At 67.3% G+C, this 19,849-nt stretch carries 17 protein-coding genes; 9 read left to right on the top strand and 8 right to left on the bottom strand.

The genetic code is table 11. From position 1 onward, the window contains the following. Positions 1–35 precede the first annotated feature (35 nt). Positions 36–1,055, top strand: a complete 1,020-nt coding sequence (gene folP, locus QNI11_RS07505; protein ID WP_100927129.1) for a dihydropteroate synthase — start codon at positions 36–38, stop codon at positions 1,053–1,055. Then, positions 1,052–2,407 (top strand): phosphoglucosamine mutase, encoded by a 1,356-nt coding sequence (glmM, locus tag QNI11_RS07500; RefSeq protein ID WP_100927130.1) that lies wholly within the window; start codon positions 1,052–1,054, stop codon positions 2,405–2,407. The genes folP and glmM overlap by 4 nt, the downstream gene beginning before the upstream one ends. Positions 2,408–2,423: 16 nt before the next feature. Here the strand turns inward: glmM and QNI11_RS07495 are convergent, their stop codons facing one another. The 5 genes from QNI11_RS07495 to QNI11_RS07475 all read right to left on the bottom strand — a co-directional run bounded on the left by QNI11_RS07495 (position 2,424) and on the right by QNI11_RS07475 (position 6,893). After that, complete coding sequence (locus QNI11_RS07495; protein WP_283982935.1) at positions 2,424–2,957, bottom strand: DUF2937 family protein; 534 nt, start codon at positions 2,955–2,957, stop codon at positions 2,424–2,426. A gap of 134 nt (positions 2,958–3,091) precedes the next feature. After that, entirely contained in the window at positions 3,092–4,429 is a 1,338-nt protein-coding gene (gene proS, locus QNI11_RS07490; RefSeq protein ID WP_283982934.1) for a proline--tRNA ligase, read from the bottom strand. Between the two features lie 139 nt (positions 4,430–4,568). After that, positions 4,569–5,486, bottom strand: a complete 918-nt coding sequence (locus tag QNI11_RS07485) for an AEC family transporter (protein WP_283982933.1) — start codon at positions 5,484–5,486, stop codon at positions 4,569–4,571. A gap of 157 nt (positions 5,487–5,643) precedes the next feature. Continuing rightward, positions 5,644–5,814, bottom strand: coding sequence for a hypothetical protein (locus tag QNI11_RS07480; protein WP_283982932.1), 171 nt, complete (start codon positions 5,812–5,814; stop codon positions 5,644–5,646). 257 nt (positions 5,815–6,071) lie between these two features. Then, entirely contained in the window at positions 6,072–6,893 is an 822-nt protein-coding gene (locus QNI11_RS07475; RefSeq protein ID WP_283982931.1) for a helix-turn-helix transcriptional regulator, read from the bottom strand. Between the two features lie 126 nt (positions 6,894–7,019). Between QNI11_RS07475 and QNI11_RS07470 the strand changes: the two genes are divergently transcribed. The 7 genes from QNI11_RS07470 (at position 7,020) to QNI11_RS07440 (ending at position 17,661) form a co-directional block, all read left to right on the top strand. Next, positions 7,020–8,177, top strand: coding sequence for an AI-2E family transporter (locus QNI11_RS07470; protein WP_283982930.1), 1,158 nt, complete (start codon positions 7,020–7,022; stop codon positions 8,175–8,177). Next, entirely contained in the window at positions 8,174–8,875 is a 702-nt protein-coding gene (locus QNI11_RS07465) for a DnaA ATPase domain-containing protein (RefSeq protein ID WP_283982929.1), read from the top strand. The genes QNI11_RS07470 and QNI11_RS07465 overlap by 4 nt, the downstream gene beginning before the upstream one ends. A gap of 138 nt (positions 8,876–9,013) precedes the next feature. Continuing rightward, positions 9,014–11,188 (top strand): RNA degradosome polyphosphate kinase, encoded by a 2,175-nt coding sequence (locus tag QNI11_RS07460; protein WP_100927136.1) that lies wholly within the window; start codon positions 9,014–9,016, stop codon positions 11,186–11,188. Between the two features lie 432 nt (positions 11,189–11,620). After that, on the top strand, positions 11,621–12,916 hold the full coding sequence (locus QNI11_RS07455) for a flagellin (RefSeq protein WP_100927137.1): 1,296 nt from the start codon (positions 11,621–11,623) through the stop codon (positions 12,914–12,916). Between the two features lie 262 nt (positions 12,917–13,178). Then, positions 13,179–14,477, top strand: a complete 1,299-nt coding sequence (locus QNI11_RS07450; RefSeq protein WP_198521801.1) for a flagellin — start codon at positions 13,179–13,181, stop codon at positions 14,475–14,477. Positions 14,478–14,725: 248 nt separating this feature from the next. Continuing rightward, positions 14,726–16,024, top strand: coding sequence for a flagellin (locus QNI11_RS07445; RefSeq protein WP_283982928.1), 1,299 nt, complete (start codon positions 14,726–14,728; stop codon positions 16,022–16,024). Positions 16,025–16,119: 95 nt separating this feature from the next. Then, on the top strand, positions 16,120–17,661 hold the full coding sequence (locus QNI11_RS07440) for a Ppx/GppA family phosphatase (RefSeq protein ID WP_283982927.1): 1,542 nt from the start codon (positions 16,120–16,122) through the stop codon (positions 17,659–17,661). A 79-nt stretch (positions 17,662–17,740) separates the two neighbouring features. On the opposite strand, the gene QNI11_RS07435 is transcribed toward QNI11_RS07440, so the two are convergent. From QNI11_RS07435 to QNI11_RS07425, 3 genes are read right to left on the bottom strand one after another with little or no spacing between them, the layout of a single operon-like run. Then, complete coding sequence (locus tag QNI11_RS07435) at positions 17,741–18,106, bottom strand: hypothetical protein (protein ID WP_283982926.1); 366 nt, start codon at positions 18,104–18,106, stop codon at positions 17,741–17,743. A 46-nt stretch (positions 18,107–18,152) separates the two neighbouring features. Then, on the bottom strand, positions 18,153–19,154 hold the full coding sequence (locus QNI11_RS07430; RefSeq protein ID WP_283982925.1) for an endonuclease/exonuclease/phosphatase family protein: 1,002 nt from the start codon (positions 19,152–19,154) through the stop codon (positions 18,153–18,155). Between the two features lie 8 nt (positions 19,155–19,162). After that, the gene (locus tag QNI11_RS07425; protein WP_283982924.1) at positions 19,163–19,846 is read right to left on the bottom strand and encodes a TerB family tellurite resistance protein; all 684 of its coding nucleotides are present in this window, start codon (positions 19,844–19,846) and stop codon (positions 19,163–19,165) included. Between the last annotated feature and the right edge of the window lie 3 nt (positions 19,847–19,849).

Here is a 19,849-nt window from a genome sequence, read left to right as displayed (position 1 = left end):
TTGCAAAGGGCGCCGGATCGGGTAGTGAGGGCGGCATGAGCAGATCCTACTACAGGCCACTCGTCCGGTTCGACGCGCCGGAGCCGGAGGGACACAGTCTTCCTGTCGCCGGCGGTCCGGGCTGGTTCGACCAGGCGGTGAAGTACGACCGTGGCCAGGCGCCCCGGACCGTGCCGCTGGAGGCGGTGCCGCAGGAGTGGCGCGACCGCATCAGTGCGCCGCGCGCGCCCGTCGCCGGGGTCGCGATGGACCGCTGCAGGGTCATGGGCATCCTCAACGTCACCCCCGACAGCTTTTCCGATGGCGGGCAGTACCAGTCCTCTGCCGCCGCGCTGAACCATGCGCGGGCGCTGGTGAAGGAAGGGGCCGACATCCTCGACGTGGGCGGCGAAAGCACGCGGCCCGGCGCAAGGACCGTCCCGCGCGAGGCCGAGATTGCCCGCGTCGAGCCGGTGATCCGCGCCATCGCGAGCGAGATCGCGGCGCCGGTCTCCATCGACACCCGCAAGTCGGTCGTGGCAGAGGCGGCGGTCGATGCGGGGGCGCGGCTGGTCAACGACATTTCGGGCTTCGTCTACGATCCGATGCTGGCGCGCTTCTGCACCGAGCGGAACCTGCCGGTCTGCGTCATGCACATGATGGGCGAGCCGGAGACGATGCAGGACGATCCGAAGTTCGAGGACGTGCTGCTGGACGTCTACGATTTCCTCGAACGGCAGATCCTGAAGCTCGAAGACCTCGGGATGCCGCGCAGCAACATCGTGGTCGATCCGGGGATCGGCTTTGGCAAGCTCATGCATCACAACCTCGCGCTTCTGGCGAACGTGTCGCTCTATCACGGGCTTGGCTGTCCGATCCTGGTGGGGGCGTCGCGCAAGGGGTTCGTGGGCAAGCTCACCGGGGTCGAGAAGGCCGCCGAGCGCATGCCCGGTTCGGTCGCCTGTGCGCTGGCCGTGGCGGCGCAGGGCGTGCAGATCGTCCGGGTTCACGACGTGGCAGAGACGGCGCAGGCGCTGACGATGCTGCGGGCCATACAAGGGAGAGGCAAGACATGAGCCGCAAGTTGTTCGGCACCGACGGGGTGCGAGGCAAGGCCAACACCTATCCAATGACCGTCGAGCTGGCGGTGGCGCTAGGCGCCGCGGTGGGCCGCCACTTCCGCAACGAACACGGCGGGGTGCACCGCGTGGTGATCGGCAAGGACACCCGCCTGTCGGGCTACATGTTCGAGAACGCGCTGACCGCGGGCCTGACCTCGACGGGCATGAACGTGCTGCTGCTGGGGCCGGTGCCGACACCGGCGGTGGGGCTGCTGACGACCTCCATGCGCGCCGACCTCGGGATCATGATCTCCGCCAGCCACAATCCGGCAGACGACAACGGCATCAAGTTCTTCGGCCCCGACGGGTTCAAGCTGTCCGACGCGGTCGAAGCAGAGATCGAGGGGCTGGTCGAGGGCGGCGTGCACGGAGCGCAGCCGCAGAACATCGGCCGGGCGAAGCGCATCGACGACGGCCGCTTCCGCTACCAGGAGCGGGTGAAGAGCACCCTGCCCTCGGGCCTGAGGCTCGACGGGATCAAGGTGGTGGTGGATTGCGCGAACGGCGCCGCCTACAAGACCGCGCCCGAGGTCCTGTGGGAACTGGGCGCCGACGTTGTGCCGCTGGGGACCAGCCCCAACGGCCTGAACATCAACGCCAAATGCGGCTCCACCCATCCGGAGGCGGCGGCGGAGGCGGTCGTGGCACATGGCGCGGACGTCGGGCTGTGCCTCGACGGTGACGCCGACCGGATCATCCTGATCGACGAGACCGGATCGGTGGTCGACGGCGACCAGATCATGGCGCTGCTGGCAGACCGCTGGGCACAGGAAGACCGTCTGAAGGGCGGTGCGCTTGTGGCGACGGTGATGTCGAACCTCGGGCTGGAACGGTTCCTCTACGGGCGCGGCCTGCGGCTGGAGCGGACGGCGGTCGGAGACCGCTACGTGGTGGAACGGATGCGCGCTGGCGGCTTCAACCTTGGCGGCGAGCAGTCGGGCCACATCGTGATGACCGACTACGCCACCACGGGCGACGGGCTGATGGCGGGCCTGCAGTTTCTGGCGGAGATGGTCCGCGCCGGGCGCCGCGCCTCGGAGCTGACGCGCAGCTTTGCGCCGGTGCCGCAGCTGCTGAAGAACGTGCGTTTCGGGCCGGGTGTGGCGCCGCTCGAGTCCGAGAAGGTGCAGGCGGTGATCCGCGACGCGGAGGCGCGGCTGACCGGCAAGGGCCGGCTCCTGATCCGCAAGTCGGGGACGGAGCCGCTGATCCGGGTCATGGCCGAATGCGAGGACGACGCCCTGCTGCTGGCGGTGGTCGACGGCATCGTGGCAGAGGTCGAGGCGGTGGCGCAGGCGGAAGCCTGACCCGGGGCGCGTCCCCTCAGCCATACCCGCGGCGGGTCGTCCGGCGCGGGCGGAAGGGCGCCCGTGCCGTGGCCCAGAGCCGCGCGAGGAACCCGAAGAGCAGGCTGAGCCCCAGCCAGCCCGCGAAGAACCCCGTTCCCGCAAAGACAGCGCCTTCGAAGGTCGCCGGCACCGCCGGTTTGAAGACCTCGAAGGCGCGTTCCGCGATTTCCCGGTCGCCCATGTAGCTGGCGAGCCGCGCGCGCATGAAGGGGCCTGCGCCCTCCAGCGTGGTCAGCGCCTCTGTCAGGCGGACGTGGCGGGCGATGTCCTCGGCCATGTTGCCGGCCTGCGTCCGGGCCAGCGGCCCTTCGGCGGCCAACTGGCGGAGGTAGTCGTCCAGCGTCATGTCGACCGCCTGCGCATCGGCCTCGTAACGGTCGATCTGGCGGGCGAGTTCGTCCACCGTGCCGCCGAGGCGCTGCATGTATTGCTGCGAGAATTCGGGGAACTGCGAGGCGCCCACCGCGCCCGTCAAGCCGCCCGCGAGTGCCAGTGCCCGCCCGATCATTGCCTCTGCTCCTGCCGTTTTTTACGGCCAGCATAAGGCCGCCTGCCGCGCCGCATCAAGCGGGTCGGCAATGAGAGGCGCACAGGGGTTGCAGGGAGAGCGCAGGCCCGGCACGCGGGCCTGCGCGGCAACGGTCAGTGGTTGGCGTAGATCTGGCGGATGCGTTCCACCGCCTGCTCGGGCGGCATCTCCTCGCTCTCGCCTGTACGGCGGGAGGTCAGTTCGACCACGCCGTTCTTCAGCCCGCGCGGGCCGACGGTGATCCGCCACGGCAGGCCGATCAGGTCCATGGTGGCGAACTTGCCCCCTGCCCGTTCGTTGGTGTCATCGTAGAGCGGCTCAAGCCCGGATTTCACCAGGTCGAGGTAGATCGCTTCGCAGGCGGCGTCAGCCTCTGCGTCGCCCTGCTTGAGGTTGACGATGCCGCAATGGAAGGGCGTCACGCCTTCCGGCCAGATGATGCCCTTGTCGTCGTGCGACGCCTCGATGATCGCGCCCAGCAGGCGGCTGACGCCGATCCCGTGGGAGCCCATGTGCACCGGCACCTGCGCGCCGGACTGGTCCTGCACCACCGCGTTCATCGCGTCGGAATACTTCGTGCCGAAGTAGAAGATCTGGCCGACCTCGATACCGCGCGCAGAGCGGCGGCGCTCTTCGGGGATCTGGTTGAACAGCGCCTCGTCGTGGGTCTCGTCGGTGCGGGCGTAGCGCGAGGTGAACTCCTCCAGCACGGACTGGCATTCCTCGACGCTGTCGAAGTCGATGTCGCGCGTGCCGAACTTAAGATCGGTGATCTCGCTGTCGTAGAAGACCTCCGACTCGCCCGTTTCCGCCAGCACGAGGAATTCGTGGGTGTAGTCGCCGCCGATCGGGCCGCCGTCGGCGCGCATCGGGATCGCCTGCAGGCCCATGCGCTCGTAGGTGCGCAGGTAGCTGACGAGGTGCCGGTTGTAGGCGTGCAGCGCGTCTTCCTTGGTGAGGTCGAAGTTGTAGCCGTCCTTCATCAGGAACTCGCGGCCGCGCATGACGCCGAAGCGCGGGCGGATCTCGTCGCGGAACTTCCACTGGATGTGGTAGAGCGTCAGCGGCAGGTCCTTGTAGGACCGCACGTAGCTGCGGAAGATGTCGGTGATCAGCTCTTCGTTCGTGGGCCCGTACAGCATGTCGCGGCCGTGACGGTCGGTGATGCGCAGCATCTCTTCGCCGTAGGCCTCGTAACGGCCGGATTCGCGCCAGAGGTCCGCCGATTGCAGCGTCGGCATCAGGAGCGGGATGTGGCCCGCGCGCTGCTGCTCTTCGTGGACGATGTTCTCGATCTTCTTCAGGACTTTGAAGCCCAGCGGCAGCCAGGAATAGATCCCCGCCTGCGCCTGCTTGATCATGCCGGCCCGCAGCATGAGCCGGTGCGAGACGATCTGCGCCTCGGACGGGGTTTCCTTGAGGACGGGCAGGAAGTAGCGGCTGAGGCGCATCGGGTCTGGACCTTGCAAAAGAGGGTTTCCACGCGGTTTAGAGGCTCGTGCGGGGGGTTTGCAAGCCTTCTGGCGGTGCATGGCCTGCGGGTGGCGTTTGCGCAGCCCCCGTCCGGGTGAATTGACGGGCTGCGGGCGGTCAGTTGCCGCCAATCAGCCCGAAGAGCCAGACCACCAGCGGCAAGGTCAGCACGGCGGCCAGCGTCTGCGAGGTGATGATCCCCGCCATGAAGGGCCCGTCGCCGCCCAGTTGCCGCGTCAGCACGTAGGCCGTGGGCGCGGTCGGAATGGCGGAGAAGATCACGAGGATCAGCGCCGACACGGGCTCGAGCCCCATGAGGAGCGCGATGACCGTGGCAAGCACCGGCATGGCCAGCAGGCGCAGCGCACCGATCCCCACCAGCGCCGTCATGTCCTGCCTGAGCGCCTGCGGCTGGAGGGCGGCGCCGACACACAGGAGGCCGAGCGGCAGGCTGCCCTGCGCGAGAAGCGAGAAAAACGCGCCGGAGCCGAAGGGCAGCCCGGTCCCGGCCAGCGCCACCGCGATGCCCGCAAGGCAGGCGAGGATCAGCGGGTTGGTGAAGATCGTCCGGACCAGCCTGCGCCAGCGCCCCGTGGCCCCGCCCTCGCTGAGCGCGAGGATCGACAGGAGGTTCACCAGCGGCACGGCGATGGCGAGGTAGACCGCCGCGCGGGACAGGCCCTCGGGTCCGGCGAGGCTCGTGGTCGCGGCGACGCCGAGGTAGGTGTTGAACCGCAGCACGCCCTGCAGCGCCGGGCCGAAGCGGGCAGCGGGCGCGGGTCTGAGCCAGCGCGCCAGGGCCAGCAGCGCCGCCGCGATCAGCAGGGTCAGCATGGCCGCCGCACCGAGGCGCAGTACCTCCGGGTCGCGGATCGGCGCGCGGGCAAGGCTGGAGAACAGCAGCGCCGGGAACATTACGAAATAGTTCATCCGCTCGGCCGCCGGCCAGAAGCCTTCGGCGGGGAACCCCTTGCGGGCGAGGAGGAAGCCCGCGCAGATCAGCGCGAAGAGCGGCCAGATCGTCAGGAAGAGCATCTCAGCCCTGCCCCATGCCTGCCGTGCGTGGACCCGTCATGCCCTCTGCCCCATGGAAAAAAGAAAGCGCCATCCGCTGGGAATGGCGCAAAACCCGCATGGGGTAAAGCGTCGCCCGCCGTCCGTCGGGAAAGGCGGGGCGCGCGGGACGGTCCGCTCAGCCCGTTCTGCCGGGGTACGGCGAACGGGGGGCGACCTCTACCGACAGTGCTCCGGCAGAGGGGGCGGAGACGGCGGCGTGGCGGCCGTCGGATTCGGCGTAACCGACGGCGGTGATGAGCGTCGACAAAGCGAGCACGAAGAAGACGAACAGGGGCGGTCTGGGCATCGAAGGCACCTATGGAACAAATGGTTTTGGCAGCAACAGGACGGATTTAAGCATGGCGGTGGCCGATGCGCCAAGCGCTCCGGGATCACGAGCAGGTGTGTGCGCGGAAGGTCGCCAGACTCCCGCGCCGGACGACCGAAAACCGCCGATCATGGGGGAATCGCAGGGTTGAATTGCGGTCAGGAGGGGCTGTTAATCCTCTGTCTTTGTTTAATGTTTTTTGAAAATCGCCGGACGCGCCGCCCTGCCCCTTGGTCTCACGGCGCCTCGTCCAGTTGGGTGACCCAGAGCTGGTTGAGGAAAGCGAGCTTGGCGATGGCCTGCGCGGTGGTCTCCACCCTCAGGTGGTCGCGGGCGCGCGACAGGTGGCGTTCGACGGTCGAGGCGGCCATGCCGGTGATCTGGGTGATGTCGGCCTGCGTCTTGCCGTCGGCGATCCATTGCAAGCATTCGCGCTGGCGGGGCGTCAGTTGTGCGGCGGCGACCGGCAGCGGAAGCTGGCTGAGCTTGAAATGCGCAATGTGCGTCAGGGCCAGCAGGGCATCGCTGTGGTGCTGCCAGTGGGCATCGACCGCCTCCTGCGGCACGTCCCGGGGCGCGGCAAGACCCATCGCCCCCTTCGAGCGCGGCGCACCCACGGGAAAGCTGACGGTATAGCCCGCGCGGGTGCGGCCCAGCTTGTCCATGGTGCGGATCTCCTGCGCAGACAGGCGCCCGGCGGCGCGCTCCTGATGCACCCAGCCCCACGAACACGCCCCGCAGTTGTCCCTTGTCCAGCGGTAGTCGGCGGACTGCAGGTAAAGCCCGGTGGTGTGGAAGGCGATCACCTGCTCAAGCGCATGGGTCGAGAGGAACATCGCATCCGCCGGGTCGCCAATGCCCGCCCCTGTGCGGTAACGCGTGTAGCCGTAATTGATGCGTTCGAACCCCATGGCGCGGGCGGCGGCGACGAAGTCCGCCCAGGCGGTTTCCATGTCCGGCGCCTCGGCGATGGCGGCGACGCGGCGCAGGGCCTCGGCCGCGTCGAGGGCCGGAAGCGGCGCGCATTCCGCCGCGGAAGGGCGCAGGGGGCTGGTCATGCAAAAACTGCTAGCCTGTCCCGGCGAAATTGTCAGGTGGGCATATCGGACTTGACACACCCCGCCTGCGGCCTTGAAACCGGCGTCTGCGCGGGCGATTGTGGCAGCGCAGCAAAAGGAGCGCCCATGGCCCTGCCGGTCCGAAAGCAGCTGAAATATTGGGGGATCGCCGCGGCGATCTTCGCCGTGACCCTGTGGTTCCTCGGCAATGTCCTGCTGCCCTTCGTGCTGGGCGGGGCGATTGCCTACTGTCTCGACCCGGTGGCCGACCGGCTGGAGCGGGCGGGCCTGTCGCGCGGCGCGTCGGTGGGGGTGATCACCGTCGCCGCGGTGCTGATCTTCGTGGTGCTGACGGTGGCGATCATCCCGATGCTGATCGGGCAGACCACCGCCCTGTTCGAGACCGCGCCGCAGCTTTTCCGCGACCTGCAGGCCTTCCTGACGGAGAAGTTCCCGAACATGATGACCGACGGCGGCGTGGTGCAGCAGTCGCTGGCCTCGCTGGGCGAGACGATCAAGACCAAGGGGGCCGCGGTGGCCGAGACGGCGCTGGCCTCGGTCGGATCGCTCCTGAACGTGCTGATGCTGTTCCTCATCGTGCCGGTCGTTGCGGTCTACATGCTGATCGACTGGGACAACATGGTGGCGCAGATCGACAGCCTCGTGCCGCTGGATCACCGCGAGACGGTGCGCAAGCTGGCCCGCGACGTCGACAGCGTGCTGGCGGGGTTCATCCGCGGCATGGGGTCGGTGATGCTGATCCTCGGCACCTATTATGCCGTGCTGCTCTGGGCCGTTGGCCTGCAGTTCGGGCTGGTGGTGGGCGTCGTGGCCGGTTTCCTGACCTTCATCCCCTACGTGGGCGCCATCGTGGGCGGCGGCCTGGCCATCGGCCTCGCGCTGTTCCAGTTCTGGGGCGAGTGGTGGTGGATCGTCGCGGTCTGGGCGATCTTCCAGTCCGGCCAGTTCATCGAGGGCAACATCGTGACGCCGCGCCTTGTGGGCAGTTCGGTGGGGCTGCACCCGGTGTGGCTGCTGCTGGCGCTGTCGGTCTTCGGCGCGCTCTTCGGCTTCATCGGGCTTCTGGTGGCGGTGCCGCTTGCCGCCGCCATGGGCGTGATCGTGCGCTTCCTCGGCGACCGTTACCGCGAATCGAAGCTGTACCTCGGGTTTGCCGGAAACGACGCAGAGTCGGTCTCGGCCACGGAGCGCGTCGGCGGTCCGGAGATGACGCAGGCGACGGCGCATCTGACCGTCAGCCAGCCGGGGCGTGACACCCGGTGACGGGATCCAAGCAACTGCCGCTTCCCCTGCCCGCGCGAGAGGCGCTCGGGCGGGAGGATTTCTTTGTCAGCGAGGCCAACGCCATGGCGGTCGCGCTGGTGGAGCGCTGGTCGGAATGGCCCGGCGCCAAGATGGTGATCTGCGGGCCGCGCGGATCCGGCAAGACGCATCTCGCTCATGTCTGGGCAAAGCTCTCGGGCGCCCGCATCGTCGGCGCCGACACACTGGCCGAGGCGGAGATCCCCGACCTCGCCTCTGGCCCGGTCTGTGTCGAAGACGTGCCGCAGATCGCGGGCGACCGTCCGGCCGAAGAGGCGCTCTTCCACCTGCACAACCTCGTTCTGGCGCAGGGGCATTCGCTTCTCATGACGGCAGAGCGGGAGCCGACGCTCTGGCCGCTGGTGCTGCCCGACCTGAAAAGCCGGATCATGGGGGCGCAGGTGGCGCGGCTGGGGGCGCCGGACGATGCGCTTCTGACCGCGCTTCTGGCCAAGCAGTTCGCCGACCGCCAGATCACGCCGGGGCCGGAGGTGCTGTCGTATCTTACCCGGCACATGCCGCGCAGCCACGCCGCTGCCCGGGCGGTGGTGGCGGCGCTGGACGAGGCGTCGCTGGCGCACAAGAAGCGGGTCACGCGGGCCATGGCCGTCGCGGTGCTGGCGCGCATGGCCGCCACGGACGACAACGGCACCGCCTGAGCCCGCCAGCCGGGAAGACGGGTGTTTGCAGCGGCTTGCGGCCACGGCTGCGCGCGGGCAAGACTGTGGACAACAGGCGCCGGGGATCTCTGCGCCACTGTCATCAATCCGTTGCAGAACCAGAGGCATAAGCCCGTCATGACCATTGCCGACTTTCTCAAATCCCCGCTGCCGCCCGCCACCGACCTGCCCGAGCTCGACCTGCAGGGGCCGGGGCGTTACGTGAACCGGGAGCTGAGCTGGCTCGGCTTCAACTGGCGTGTGCTGGAAGAGGCCGAGAACCCGCGCGTCCCCCTGCTGGAGCGGCTGCGCTTCCTGTCGATCTCGGCCGCGAACCTCGACGAGTTCTACACCGTGCGCGTCGCCGGTCTGCGCGAGCTTGCGCACAACGGCAACACCACGCCCGCCGCCGACGGGCTGACCCCGGCCGAGCAGCTTGTCCTGATCGACGAGGACGCCCGCAACCTGATGGCCGAACAGCAGCGCGTGCTGGGTGTGCTGCAGGGGCAGATGGCGGAGGAGAACATCCACATCGTAGGGCGCGACGACCTGACCGAGGCGGATGTGAAGCACCTCGGCACCGCGTTCCTCGAACAGGTGTTCCCAGTGCTTTCGCCGCTGGCCATCGACCCCGCGCACCCCTTCCCGTTCATCGCCAACATGGGCTACTGCCTTGCGCTGCAGCTTGAACGGAACCGCGACAAGCGACCGTTGCAGGCGCTGCTGCCGATCCCGGCGCAGATCGACCGGTTCATGACCCTGCCTTCGGAGCCGGGCCACCACCGGGTGATCTACCTCGAGGACGTGGTGCTGCTGCACATCGATTCGCTGTTCCCGCAGTACAAGGTGAAGGATCACTTCGGTTTCCGCGTGCTGCGCGACAGCGACCTCGAAGTGGAGGAAGAGGCCGAGGATCTGGTGCGCGAGTTCGAGGTCGCGCTGAAGCGGCGCCGCCGCGGCGAGGTGGTGCGCCTGACGGTCAGCGCCGGTGCGCCGAAGGCCCTGCGCGGCATCGTCATGCGAGAGCTGCACGTCGCCCCCGACGAGGTGATCGAGCTGAACGGGATGCTGGGCGTGGCCGACACCAAGGAACTGGTGCTCGATTCCCGCCCCGACCTGCTGTGGCCCACCTTCACCCCGCGCGTGCCGGAGCGGGTGCAGGACTTCGACGGCAACATGTTCGACGCGATCAAGCAGAAGGACATGCTGCTGCACCACCCCTACGAGACCTTCGACATGGTGGTGCGCTTCCTCAACCAGGCCGCGCTCGACCCCGACGTGGTGGCGATCAAGCAGACGCTCTACCGGACGTCGAAGAACTCGCCCATCGTGGCCGCGCTCTGCGAAGCAGCGGAGGACGGCAAGTCGGTGACGGCGCTGGTCGAACTGAAGGCGCGCTTCGACGAGGCCGCCAACATCCGCCAGTCGCGGCGGCTGGAGCGGTCCGGCGCGCATGTGGTCTATGGCTTCCTCGAATGGAAGACCCACGCCAAGATCAGCCAGGTGGTGCGCCGCGAGGGCGACAAGCTGGTGACCTACACGCACTGGGGCACAGGCAACTACCACCCGATTACCGCGAAGATCTACACCGACCTGTCGTTCTTCACCTGCGATGCGGCTTTGGGGCGCGATGCGGCGAAGCTGTTCAACTACCTCTCCGGCTACGCGATGCCCGAGGGGCTGGAGAACCTGCTGATCTCGCCGCACACGCTGAAACCGGGGATGCTCGACCTGATCGAGAAAGAGATCGAGCACGCGGCGGCGGGCCGTCCGGCGGCGATCTGGCTCAAGATGAACTCGCTGATCGAGCCGGACATGATCGACGCGCTCTACCGCGCGAGCCAGGGCGGCGTGAAGGTCGACTGCGTGATCCGCGGCATCTGCGGGCTGCGTCCCGGCGTGAAGGGCCTCAGCGAGAACATCCGGGTGAAATCCATCGTGGGCCGCTTCCTCGAACATTCGCGGATCGCCTGTTTCGGCAACGGCCACGGCCTGCCGCACGGCAAGAGCCGGGTGTTCATCTCGTCGGCCGACTGGATGGGGCGCAACCTGAACCGCCGGATCGAGACCGGGGTGGAGATCCGCAACGCCACGGTGAAGGCGCAGATCGTCAGCCAGATCATGGCGGCGAACCTTGCGGACACGGCGCAGAGCTGGGTGATGGAGCCGTCGGGCCGCTTTGCCCGCCATGCCGTGCCGGAGGGGGAGTTCGCGTTCAACTGCCACCGGTTCTTCATGGAGAACCCCTCGCTTTCGGGCCGCGGTTCAGCCGGGGCGAAGGACGTGCCGCAACTGACGCACACCGAGGACTGAAGGTTCAACTGTGTTAACGAAACGCGCCTCCGGCCCGGTGCCGGGGGCGGTGTCAGACGGCGGATCGAGCGCCGGGTTGACGACTCAAGACCCGGTGCAGCCCGTGTCATGAGGTTGGACGCTTAGCATTGGACAGGCTGGGAAAATCAACTTCGTATCAACGGCTTGGGCGGACATGGTGAATCCCGGATTCATCGCTGTGTCAGCACTTGGGCAGCGCGCCACATCCCTGCCCTGAAATGACCCTTCGGGGGCCGCAAATCGTTAAATGGAGATTAATCGGCGGGGCGCATGTTGCCCCTGCACTCGACCTGAGTGGCGCGGACGTGTCGTGAGGATGCGGTCCGTAGCGTCAGAAGACGGTTCTGATGCCGGAGAAGGACACCGGCAAATCCCGGCGCCAAACGCGCCACGAACCGAAAGGCGAGACTCATGTCGAGTATTCTCACGAACAACGGGGCAATTGCCGCGTTGCAGACTCTGAAAGGCATCAACCGGCAGATGGGTGCCGTCCAGACGCAGATTTCCACCGGCAAGAAGGTGAACTCCGCGAAGGACAACGCTGCCGTCTGGGCCATCTCCAAGGCGATGGAATCCGATGTCGCGGGCTTCAAGAAGGTCTCCGACTCCCTCAGCCTCGGCCTGGCCACGATCTCCGTCGCCCGCCAGGGTGCCGAGACGGTCACCGACCTCCTGACCCAGGTGAAGGAAAAGGTCGTCGCGGCGCAGGAAGAGAACGTCGACCGCGACAAGATCCAGACGGACATCAACGCCCTGCGCGACCAGGTGGCCGCCGTTGTCGGCGCGGCGCAGTTCAACGGTCAGTACATGCTGACCAACACCGACCAGACGGCGAACTCCGGCGGCATCAACGTGCTGGCGTCCATCGACCGGTCTTTCGACGGCGTGACCTCTTCGGACATCCGCGTCCTGAAGCAGGATCTCGGCACCGGCTCCTCGTCCATCGGTGCGTCGCTGACCGCGATGACCGGCGCGAACAACAGCATCACCGGCGACGGTGACGGCGCCGCCTATGTCATGACCGGTGCGGCGACGGCACCGACCGGCACCACGACCTTCGGCACCGCCTCGACCGACTCCGTGGCGGCGGGCACCGCGTTCTCCATCGCCATCTCGGGCGTGGCGGGCAACGGCCTTGCGGCGACCACCGACCGCAACGACATCTCCTACGTCGCCCGTGACGGCGACACGATGGCGGATGTCGTGGCGGGTCTCGCGCAGTCGTTCAACACCTACGCTGCCAATGATCTGGGCACCGACACGACGGTCAACGCCAGCGTGCAGAACGGCAACGAGATCGTCTTTACCGGCCATGACGGCACCGGCGACAACTTCTCGCTGACCATCAACCAGTACGCCGCCGATGCCTCCACCACCATCGGTGGAAGGCTGTCGGGCCTCGCCGACATCGACGTCACCACCCAGACCGGTGTGGACGCGGCGCTGGCCGGGATCGACGCGCTGATCGACACCGCAATCGACTCCGCCGCCGCCTTCGGTTCCGCCGAGATGCGCATCGAGTCGCAGAAGGACTTCGTGTCCGGCCTGACCGACGCGCTCAAGAGCGGCATCGGCACGCTGGTCGACGCGGACATGGAAGAAACCTCGGCTCGGCTTCAGGCCCTGCAGGTCCAGCAGCAGCTTGGCATCCAGGCCATGAGCATCGCCAACAGCGCACCGCAGTCGCTGCTGGGTCTCTTCCGCTAACGGAACGAAGCGCCCCGGGGCGCGCCCTTCCCTCGGTGAAAGACCGCAGGGAGGGGCCCTTCCCCCGGGGCGCTTTCCCCGGCCCGCATCGGGCCGCGGGGAGAATCCGCCCGGAATGCGGGTGGTTTGAAAGGCAGGGCCCCGGGCACGTGAACGCCCCTGAGCCGCCTGCAATCGTCAGAAGACGCTTTTCCCGAAGTCGGCCGAACGGCTGGCACAACCGGCGTAAACACGCCATGCCAATATGAAAGGCGCACTCGATATGTCGAGCATTCTTACCAACACCGGCGCGATGACCGCTCTGCAGACCCTCAAGATGGTCAACCGGTCGCTGACCGAAACCCAGGGCATGATCTCCACCGGCAAGCGGGTGGCCACGGCCAAGGACAACTCCGCCGTCTGGGCAATCTCCAAGGCGATGGAATCCGACGTTGCCGGCTTCAAGCGCATTTCCGACAGCCTGAGCCTCGGCCAGGCCACCATCGACGTCGCCCGCAAGGGGGCAGAAACCGTCACCGAGCTTCTGACGCAGGTGAAAGAGAAGATCGTCGCCTCCCAGGAAGAGAACGTCGACCGCAACAAGATCCAGACCGACATCAACGCCCTGCGCGACCAGATCGCCGCCGTTGTCGGTGCATCGCAGTTCAACGGTCAGTACCTGCTGGAGAACACCGAGCAGACGGCCAATTCCGGCGGCATCAACGTGCTGGCCTCCATCGACCGCTCCGGTGACGGCACGGTGTCCTCCACCGACATCCGCGTGGCCAAGCAGGACCTCGGCACCGGCTCCTCGTCCATCGGTGCGTCGCTGACCGCACTGACCGGCGCGAACAACGATATCACCGGCGACGGCGACGCGGCGGCCTATGTCATGACCGGCGCGGCCACTGCGCCGACCGGCACCACGACCTTCGGCACGGCGTCGACCGACTCCGTTGCGGCGGGCACCGGGTTCTCGATCACCATCACCGGCACGGCGGGCAACGGCCTTGCCGCCACGTCCGGCCGCAACGACATTTCCTACGTTGCCCGTGACGGCGACACGATGGCGGATGTCGTGGCGGGCCTTGCCGCTTCGTTCAACTCCTACGCGACCAACGACCTCGGTGCCGGGTCCACCGTCAACGCCACCGTCCAGAACGGCAACGAGATCGTCTTTACCGGCCACGACAACACCGGCGACAACTTCTCGATGACCGTCAACCAGTACGATCCGAGCGCCACCACCACCATCGGTGGCCGTCTGTCTGCACTGGCGGACGTGAACGTGACGACGCAGACCGGTGCCGATGCGGCACTTACGGCGATCGACGGGCTGATCGACATCGCGATCGACTCCGCCGCCGCCTTCGGATCCGCGCAGATGCGGATCGAGACGCAGTCGGACTTCGTCTCCGGCCTGACCGACGCGCTGAAGTCCGGCATCGGTACGCTGGTGGATGCGGACATGGAAGAAACCTCCGCCCGCCTGCAGGCCCTCCAGGTCCAGCAGCAGCTGTCGATCCAGGCCATGTCCATCGCCAACCAGGCGCCGCAGTCGCTGCTGTCGCTCTTCCGCTGATGACAGGCGCGCGCGTCTCCTGACGCGCGGCTTCCGAACCAAGATCATGCCCCGCAACCTGTTTGCGGGGCACGATTTTTTGAGGAGAGTTCGAAGGATTCCGCAAGCAGTCCTAGCGCGGTGTTAACATGCGCGCGGTACTGTGGGCCTGCACTCTCCCCGGGTGGCGCGGCCTCGGACCTTTGGCTCGCAACATCAGAAGATGGCGCCGGAAAGCGGCGTTTGGTTTCGAGATTTGGGTGAGTGCCATGTCCAGCATTCTGACGAACCGGGGCGCAATGATCGCCCTGCAGACATTGAAGTCGATCAACGAGCAGTTGTCGCAGACACGGCGCAAGGTCTCGACCGGGTTGCGGGTCGGCAACGCGCGCGACAACGCCGCCGTCTGGGCCATCGCCAAGACGATGGAATCCGACGTCGCGGGCTTTTCGCGCATTTCGGACAGCCTGAACCTCGGCATGTCGAGCGTCGCGGTCGCCCGCAAGGGGGCCGAGTCGGTGACCGACCTCCTGACCCGCATGAAGGAGAAGATCGTCGCCGCGCAGGAAGAGAACGTCGACCGTGCCAAGATACAGGCCGATATCGCGGCGCTGCGCGACCAGATCGGGGCGGTTGTCGGCGCGGCGCAGTTCAACGGGCTGAACCTCTTGTCCAACCGGTCCATGAACGCGGGCAGCGGCGGCATCAACGTGCTGGCGTCGCTGGACCGGTCGTCATCCGGCGTGCGCGCCTCCGACATTCGCGTGGGCAAGCAGGACCTCGGGCTGACCCTGTCGAGCATCGGAACCGGGCTGACCTCGCTGGCCGCGGGCGCCAACGACACCACCGGCTTCGGCGATGCCACGGCAAGCGCGCTGACGGGCGCCGCCACCGCACCGACGGGCGTCACGACCTTCGGCACCTCGGCGTCGCAGTCGGTTGCCGCCGGAACTGGCTTCTCGATCTGGGTCAGTGGCTCGGCGGGTGGCGCGCCCTCCGACACCGCCTCCGGGAACGAGATCAACTACGTGGCGCGCGACGGCGACACCATGGCCGACGTGGCCCGCGCGCTCTCCGCGCAGTTCAACCGCTACGTGGAGGCCGACCTTGGCGCGACTGCCACCGGCGGCATCGGTGCGGAGGTCAGCGGCAACACCATCACCTTCACCGGCGCCGGGACGGTCGGCGACACCTTCTCGGTCCGGGTGGACCAATACGCGGCGGATGCGTCCAGCACCATCGGCGGCGGCTTGTCGTCGCTGATGTACATGGACGTGACCTCGCAAAAGGGGGCAGATGCGGCGCTGGCGGATATCGACAGGCTGCTGGACACGGCCATCGATGCCGCGGCCTCCTTCGGCAGCGCCGGGGGCCGGCTGGAAAGCCAGGCGGATTTCGTGAAGGGCCTGTCCAACGCCCTGAAATCGGGAATCGGCACGCTGGTCGACGCCGACATGGAGGAAACTGCGGCGCAACTTCAGGCACTCCAGGTGCAGCAACAGCTTGCGGTGACCTCCCTCTCCATCGCCAACCAGGCCCCGTCCCTGCTGTTGTCATTGTTCCGCTGATCCCGCGCCAAGTGACGGAGAGGGCGGTCCTTTCTTGACCCCCCCTCCCCCTGCCCCTAGGACTCCGCCCAAGACGGACCGTGGGAGCGCGTTTTATGGATGAAACCGAAGAGAGCCACGGTCACTGGGATCCGTTCGGCCATCCTCTGTTCGACGGACCCGAAGCGCGGGCGCTGAGCCGCGTGGGCGTGGTGGACATCGGGTCGAACTCTGTCCGGATGGTGGTGTTCGACGGCGCGGCGCGCAGCCCGGCCTACTACTTCAACGAAAAGATCCTGTGCGGTCTGGGCGACGGCATGGACACCTCCGGGCACCTGAGCCCCGAAGGGCGCGTGCGTGCGCTGGAGGCGATGAAGCGCTTTCGCCTCATGGCGGAAGGGATGCGGCTGTCGGGCCTGACCGTTGTCGCCACTGCCGCCATGCGCGATGCGGAGGACGGACCGGCCTTCCGCCGCCAGATCGAGGACGAAACCGGGCTGACGGTGCACGTGATCGACGGCGCGGAAGAGGCGCGGCTCTCGGCGCAGGGTGTGCTGCTGGGCTGGCCCGGGTCCTACGGCCTTGTCTGCGACATCGGCGGATCGTCGATGGAACTGGCCGAGATCGGCGGGGGCCGCGTCGGGCGCCGCATGACCTCGGCGCTGGGGCCGCTGAAACTGAAGGACCTCGACGGCGGAAAGAAGGCGCGCGACAAGCACATCCGCAAGGAGATCGACGCGCTGACCGACTACATGGGCACGCAGCGCGACCGGCTGTTCCTGGTGGGCGGAAGCTGGCGGGCCATCGCGCGCATCGACATGCTGCGCCGCGAGTATCCGCTGCGTGTGCTGCACGAATACCGGATGGACGCTTCGACCGTGGCGGAAACCGTGGCCTTCATCGAGGCGCAGCCGGACCACGAGGTGCTGCGCAAGGCGGCGGGCGTGTCGTCGACTCGCATGGCGCTGGTGCCGTTCGCGGCTGAGGTGCTGCAGCAGATCGTGGCCAGCTTCCAGCCCTCCGACATCGCGATTTCCAGCTATGGCATCCGCGAGGGCCTGCTGTACGAACAGATGCCGCATGTGCTGCGCGACCGCGATCCGCTGATCGAGGCCTGCCGGTTTGCCGAAGCCAAGGACGCGCGCCTGCCCGGGTTCGGCCGGCAGCTTTACGATTTCGTCCTGCCGCTGTTTCCCGATGCGTCGGAGGGGCGCCGGCGCCTGATCCACGCCGCCTGCCTGCTGCACGACGTGAGCTGGCGTGCGCATCCCGACTACCGGGCGGAGACCTGTTTCGACAACGCCACGCGCGCGAACCTTGGCGGGCTGAAGCACTGGGAGCGGGTGTACCTCGGGCTGTCGCTTCTGCACCGCTACAAGAACAAGCGCGAAGGCACCCGGTTCGAAGACCTCTACAACCTTCTGGACGAGGCGCACCGGCGCGAGGCGGAGGTGCTGGGCAAGGCGATGCGCTTTGGCGCGATGCTCTGGACGCTGGAGTCTTCTGCCGGTCACGCACGCTTCGACTGGGACGGCAAGCGGCTGGTGCTGCGGCTGGAGCCGGACATGATCGACCTTTACGGAGAGGTCGCGCGCGCCCGGTTCAAGTCTCTGGCGCAGGCCATGGGCGCGCAAGAGTTCGAGGTCGTGTCAGGCTGAGGCACTTGCGGCCTGCTGCATCACGCAGGGCATCACAGGGTCAGCGCGCCAGAGTTGTCCGGCGGGCAAAGCCCTGACATCACAGCTCTATTTCGCCGTTGTCCGGCAGCGGTTCCTCGTCTTCCGGCTGGGTCTTGCGCCGGATGATGATGTCACCGTTGGGCAGGATCTCGGGCGGCTCGTAGACCGACCAGTCCTCGACCTCTTCCAGGAGATCGCGCAGGGCCGGGCCCATCTCCGTCATGAAGGCCTTCATCTGCGGGCGCATCTCGCGGGCGAGGTCCTCGAGTTCCTGAAGCGCCGGTTCCATCTCGCCCATCAGGCCACGGAAGAACAGCCGTGCGCCCTCTTCCATAAGGTTGAAGCCGCCGTTGTCTTCCTCCTGCGCGGCGACGGGCGCGGCGAGGAGCGACAGGGCGAGCAGCGGTGCGGCGATCTGTTTCATACCGTGAAGATAGGTCGACGGGCGCAGTCCGGGAAGGGCCGCGCCCTCAGATTTCCAGGTCGAGCGTGACCGGGAAGTGATCGGAGGCGGTCAACAACGCTTCGCGCAGCTCCGGGTCGCGCCAGCAGCGGGGATTGTCGAAGGGATGCCAGATCCGCCATTCCGGCTGCCGTGCCATCAGGTCCGGCGACACCATCACGTAGTCGAGCAGCGCCTGAAGATAGCGGTTCTCCGGCTCGATGAAGAAACGCGAGGTGGCCGGTTGCGCGCTGATGCGGCTTGCCAGGGCCTCTGTTGCGTGGGGATCGTGAAGGGCCGTGTCGCCCTGCCCCATCACGATCTCGACGGAGCTGCGTCCAAACAGGCTCTCGAACTCGTCGAGGCCGGGACCGTCGTTCAGGTCGCCCAGCAGGATCACGCTTTGGCCTTCGGACAGGAGGGCATCGATGCGGGCGCGCAGCCAGATCGCCTGCGCCAATTGCTTGCGCCGGTTGGCGATGGCCAGCCGCATGACATCGTCGCGGTTGCGCGCACCGTGGGGTGCCTTGGACTTCAGATGCGCCCCGATCAGGTGCAGCGCCTGGCCGGAGGCGGTGGTGACAGTCAGCTCAAGCGGCGGTTTGGAGAAGCGGACCGGGTCGGGAAAGGCGTCGATGTCGAGGTCGATCCGGAATTCGGTGTCGAACCGCGGCGCGCCGGTCGTGGCCATCGGTTCGTGCCGGGCGGTCAGCCGCGCCGGATCGTAGAGCAGCGCGATTTCCTGCTGCGTGTCGTTGGCGAAGCCGGTGATCGTGGCGGAGGTGCGCAGCCCGAAGGCCTGCACAAAGGAGGTGAGCGCCCGGGTGGTGGAGCGGCGGCTGCCGGTGTCGGGCGCCTCGATCACCATGACCGCGTCGGCGTCGAGCGCCCTGAAAACGGTGCCCAGGGCCTCTGCCTGCGCGCGGCGGGTCACGTCGCGCCGCCCGGACCAGCCTTCATCGGCCAAAAGCCGCCCCGTGTCGTCGAACAGCGAGTCGAACCATTCGACGTTGTATGTGGCGAACCGCAAGGTGGGCGTCAGGCGGCTTCGCGGGCGGAGATTTCCTCCCACGCGCGGTTGATCGCGGCCATCCGCTTTTCGGCAATCTTCACCGCCTCTTCCGGCACGCCGCGCGCGATCATCACGTCAGGATGGCTGTCGCGCACCAGTTGCCGCCAGTGCTTGCGGATCTCCGGCAGGTCCATGTCCGGTGTAACGCCCAGCACGTCGTAGGGATCGGGCACAGCGTCGGGCACCAGACGGCCGCGCATCGAACGGAAACGATTTTCCGACATGCCGAATATCTCGGACACGCGGGTCAGGAAGGCGTCCTCTGCCGGGTGATACTGGCCGTCCGCCATGGCGATGTGGAACAGCCCTTCCATCAGGTCGCAAAGCGCCTCGCGGTTCTCGCCGAACATGGTGGAGATGCGGCGGGCGTATTCCTCGAACCCGGCAACGTCCTGCCGGGCCAGGTTGAAGACACGCGCGGCGTTGCCCTCTTCCTCCGCGGGGATGTGAAACACCTCGCGGAAGGCGGTGACCTCGTCCCTTGTGACCAGCCCGTCGGCCTTGGCCATCTTCGCAGACAGCGCGATCACGGCGATGGTGAACGCCACGGAGCGTTCCGGCGGCGTGCGCAGACGGTCGAAGAGCGCGCCAAGCGTTTCGCCGGAGGTGAGCGCAGCAAGCGCCTGGGTTATGCGGGACCAGATCGACATGCG

Source organism: Sagittula sp. MA-2, assembly GCF_030126985.1.
Lineage (GTDB): Bacteria > Pseudomonadota > Alphaproteobacteria > Rhodobacterales > Rhodobacteraceae > Sagittula.
Note: the sequence above shows the minus strand (reverse complement) of the source record. Positions and strands in the feature narration are given on the sequence as shown.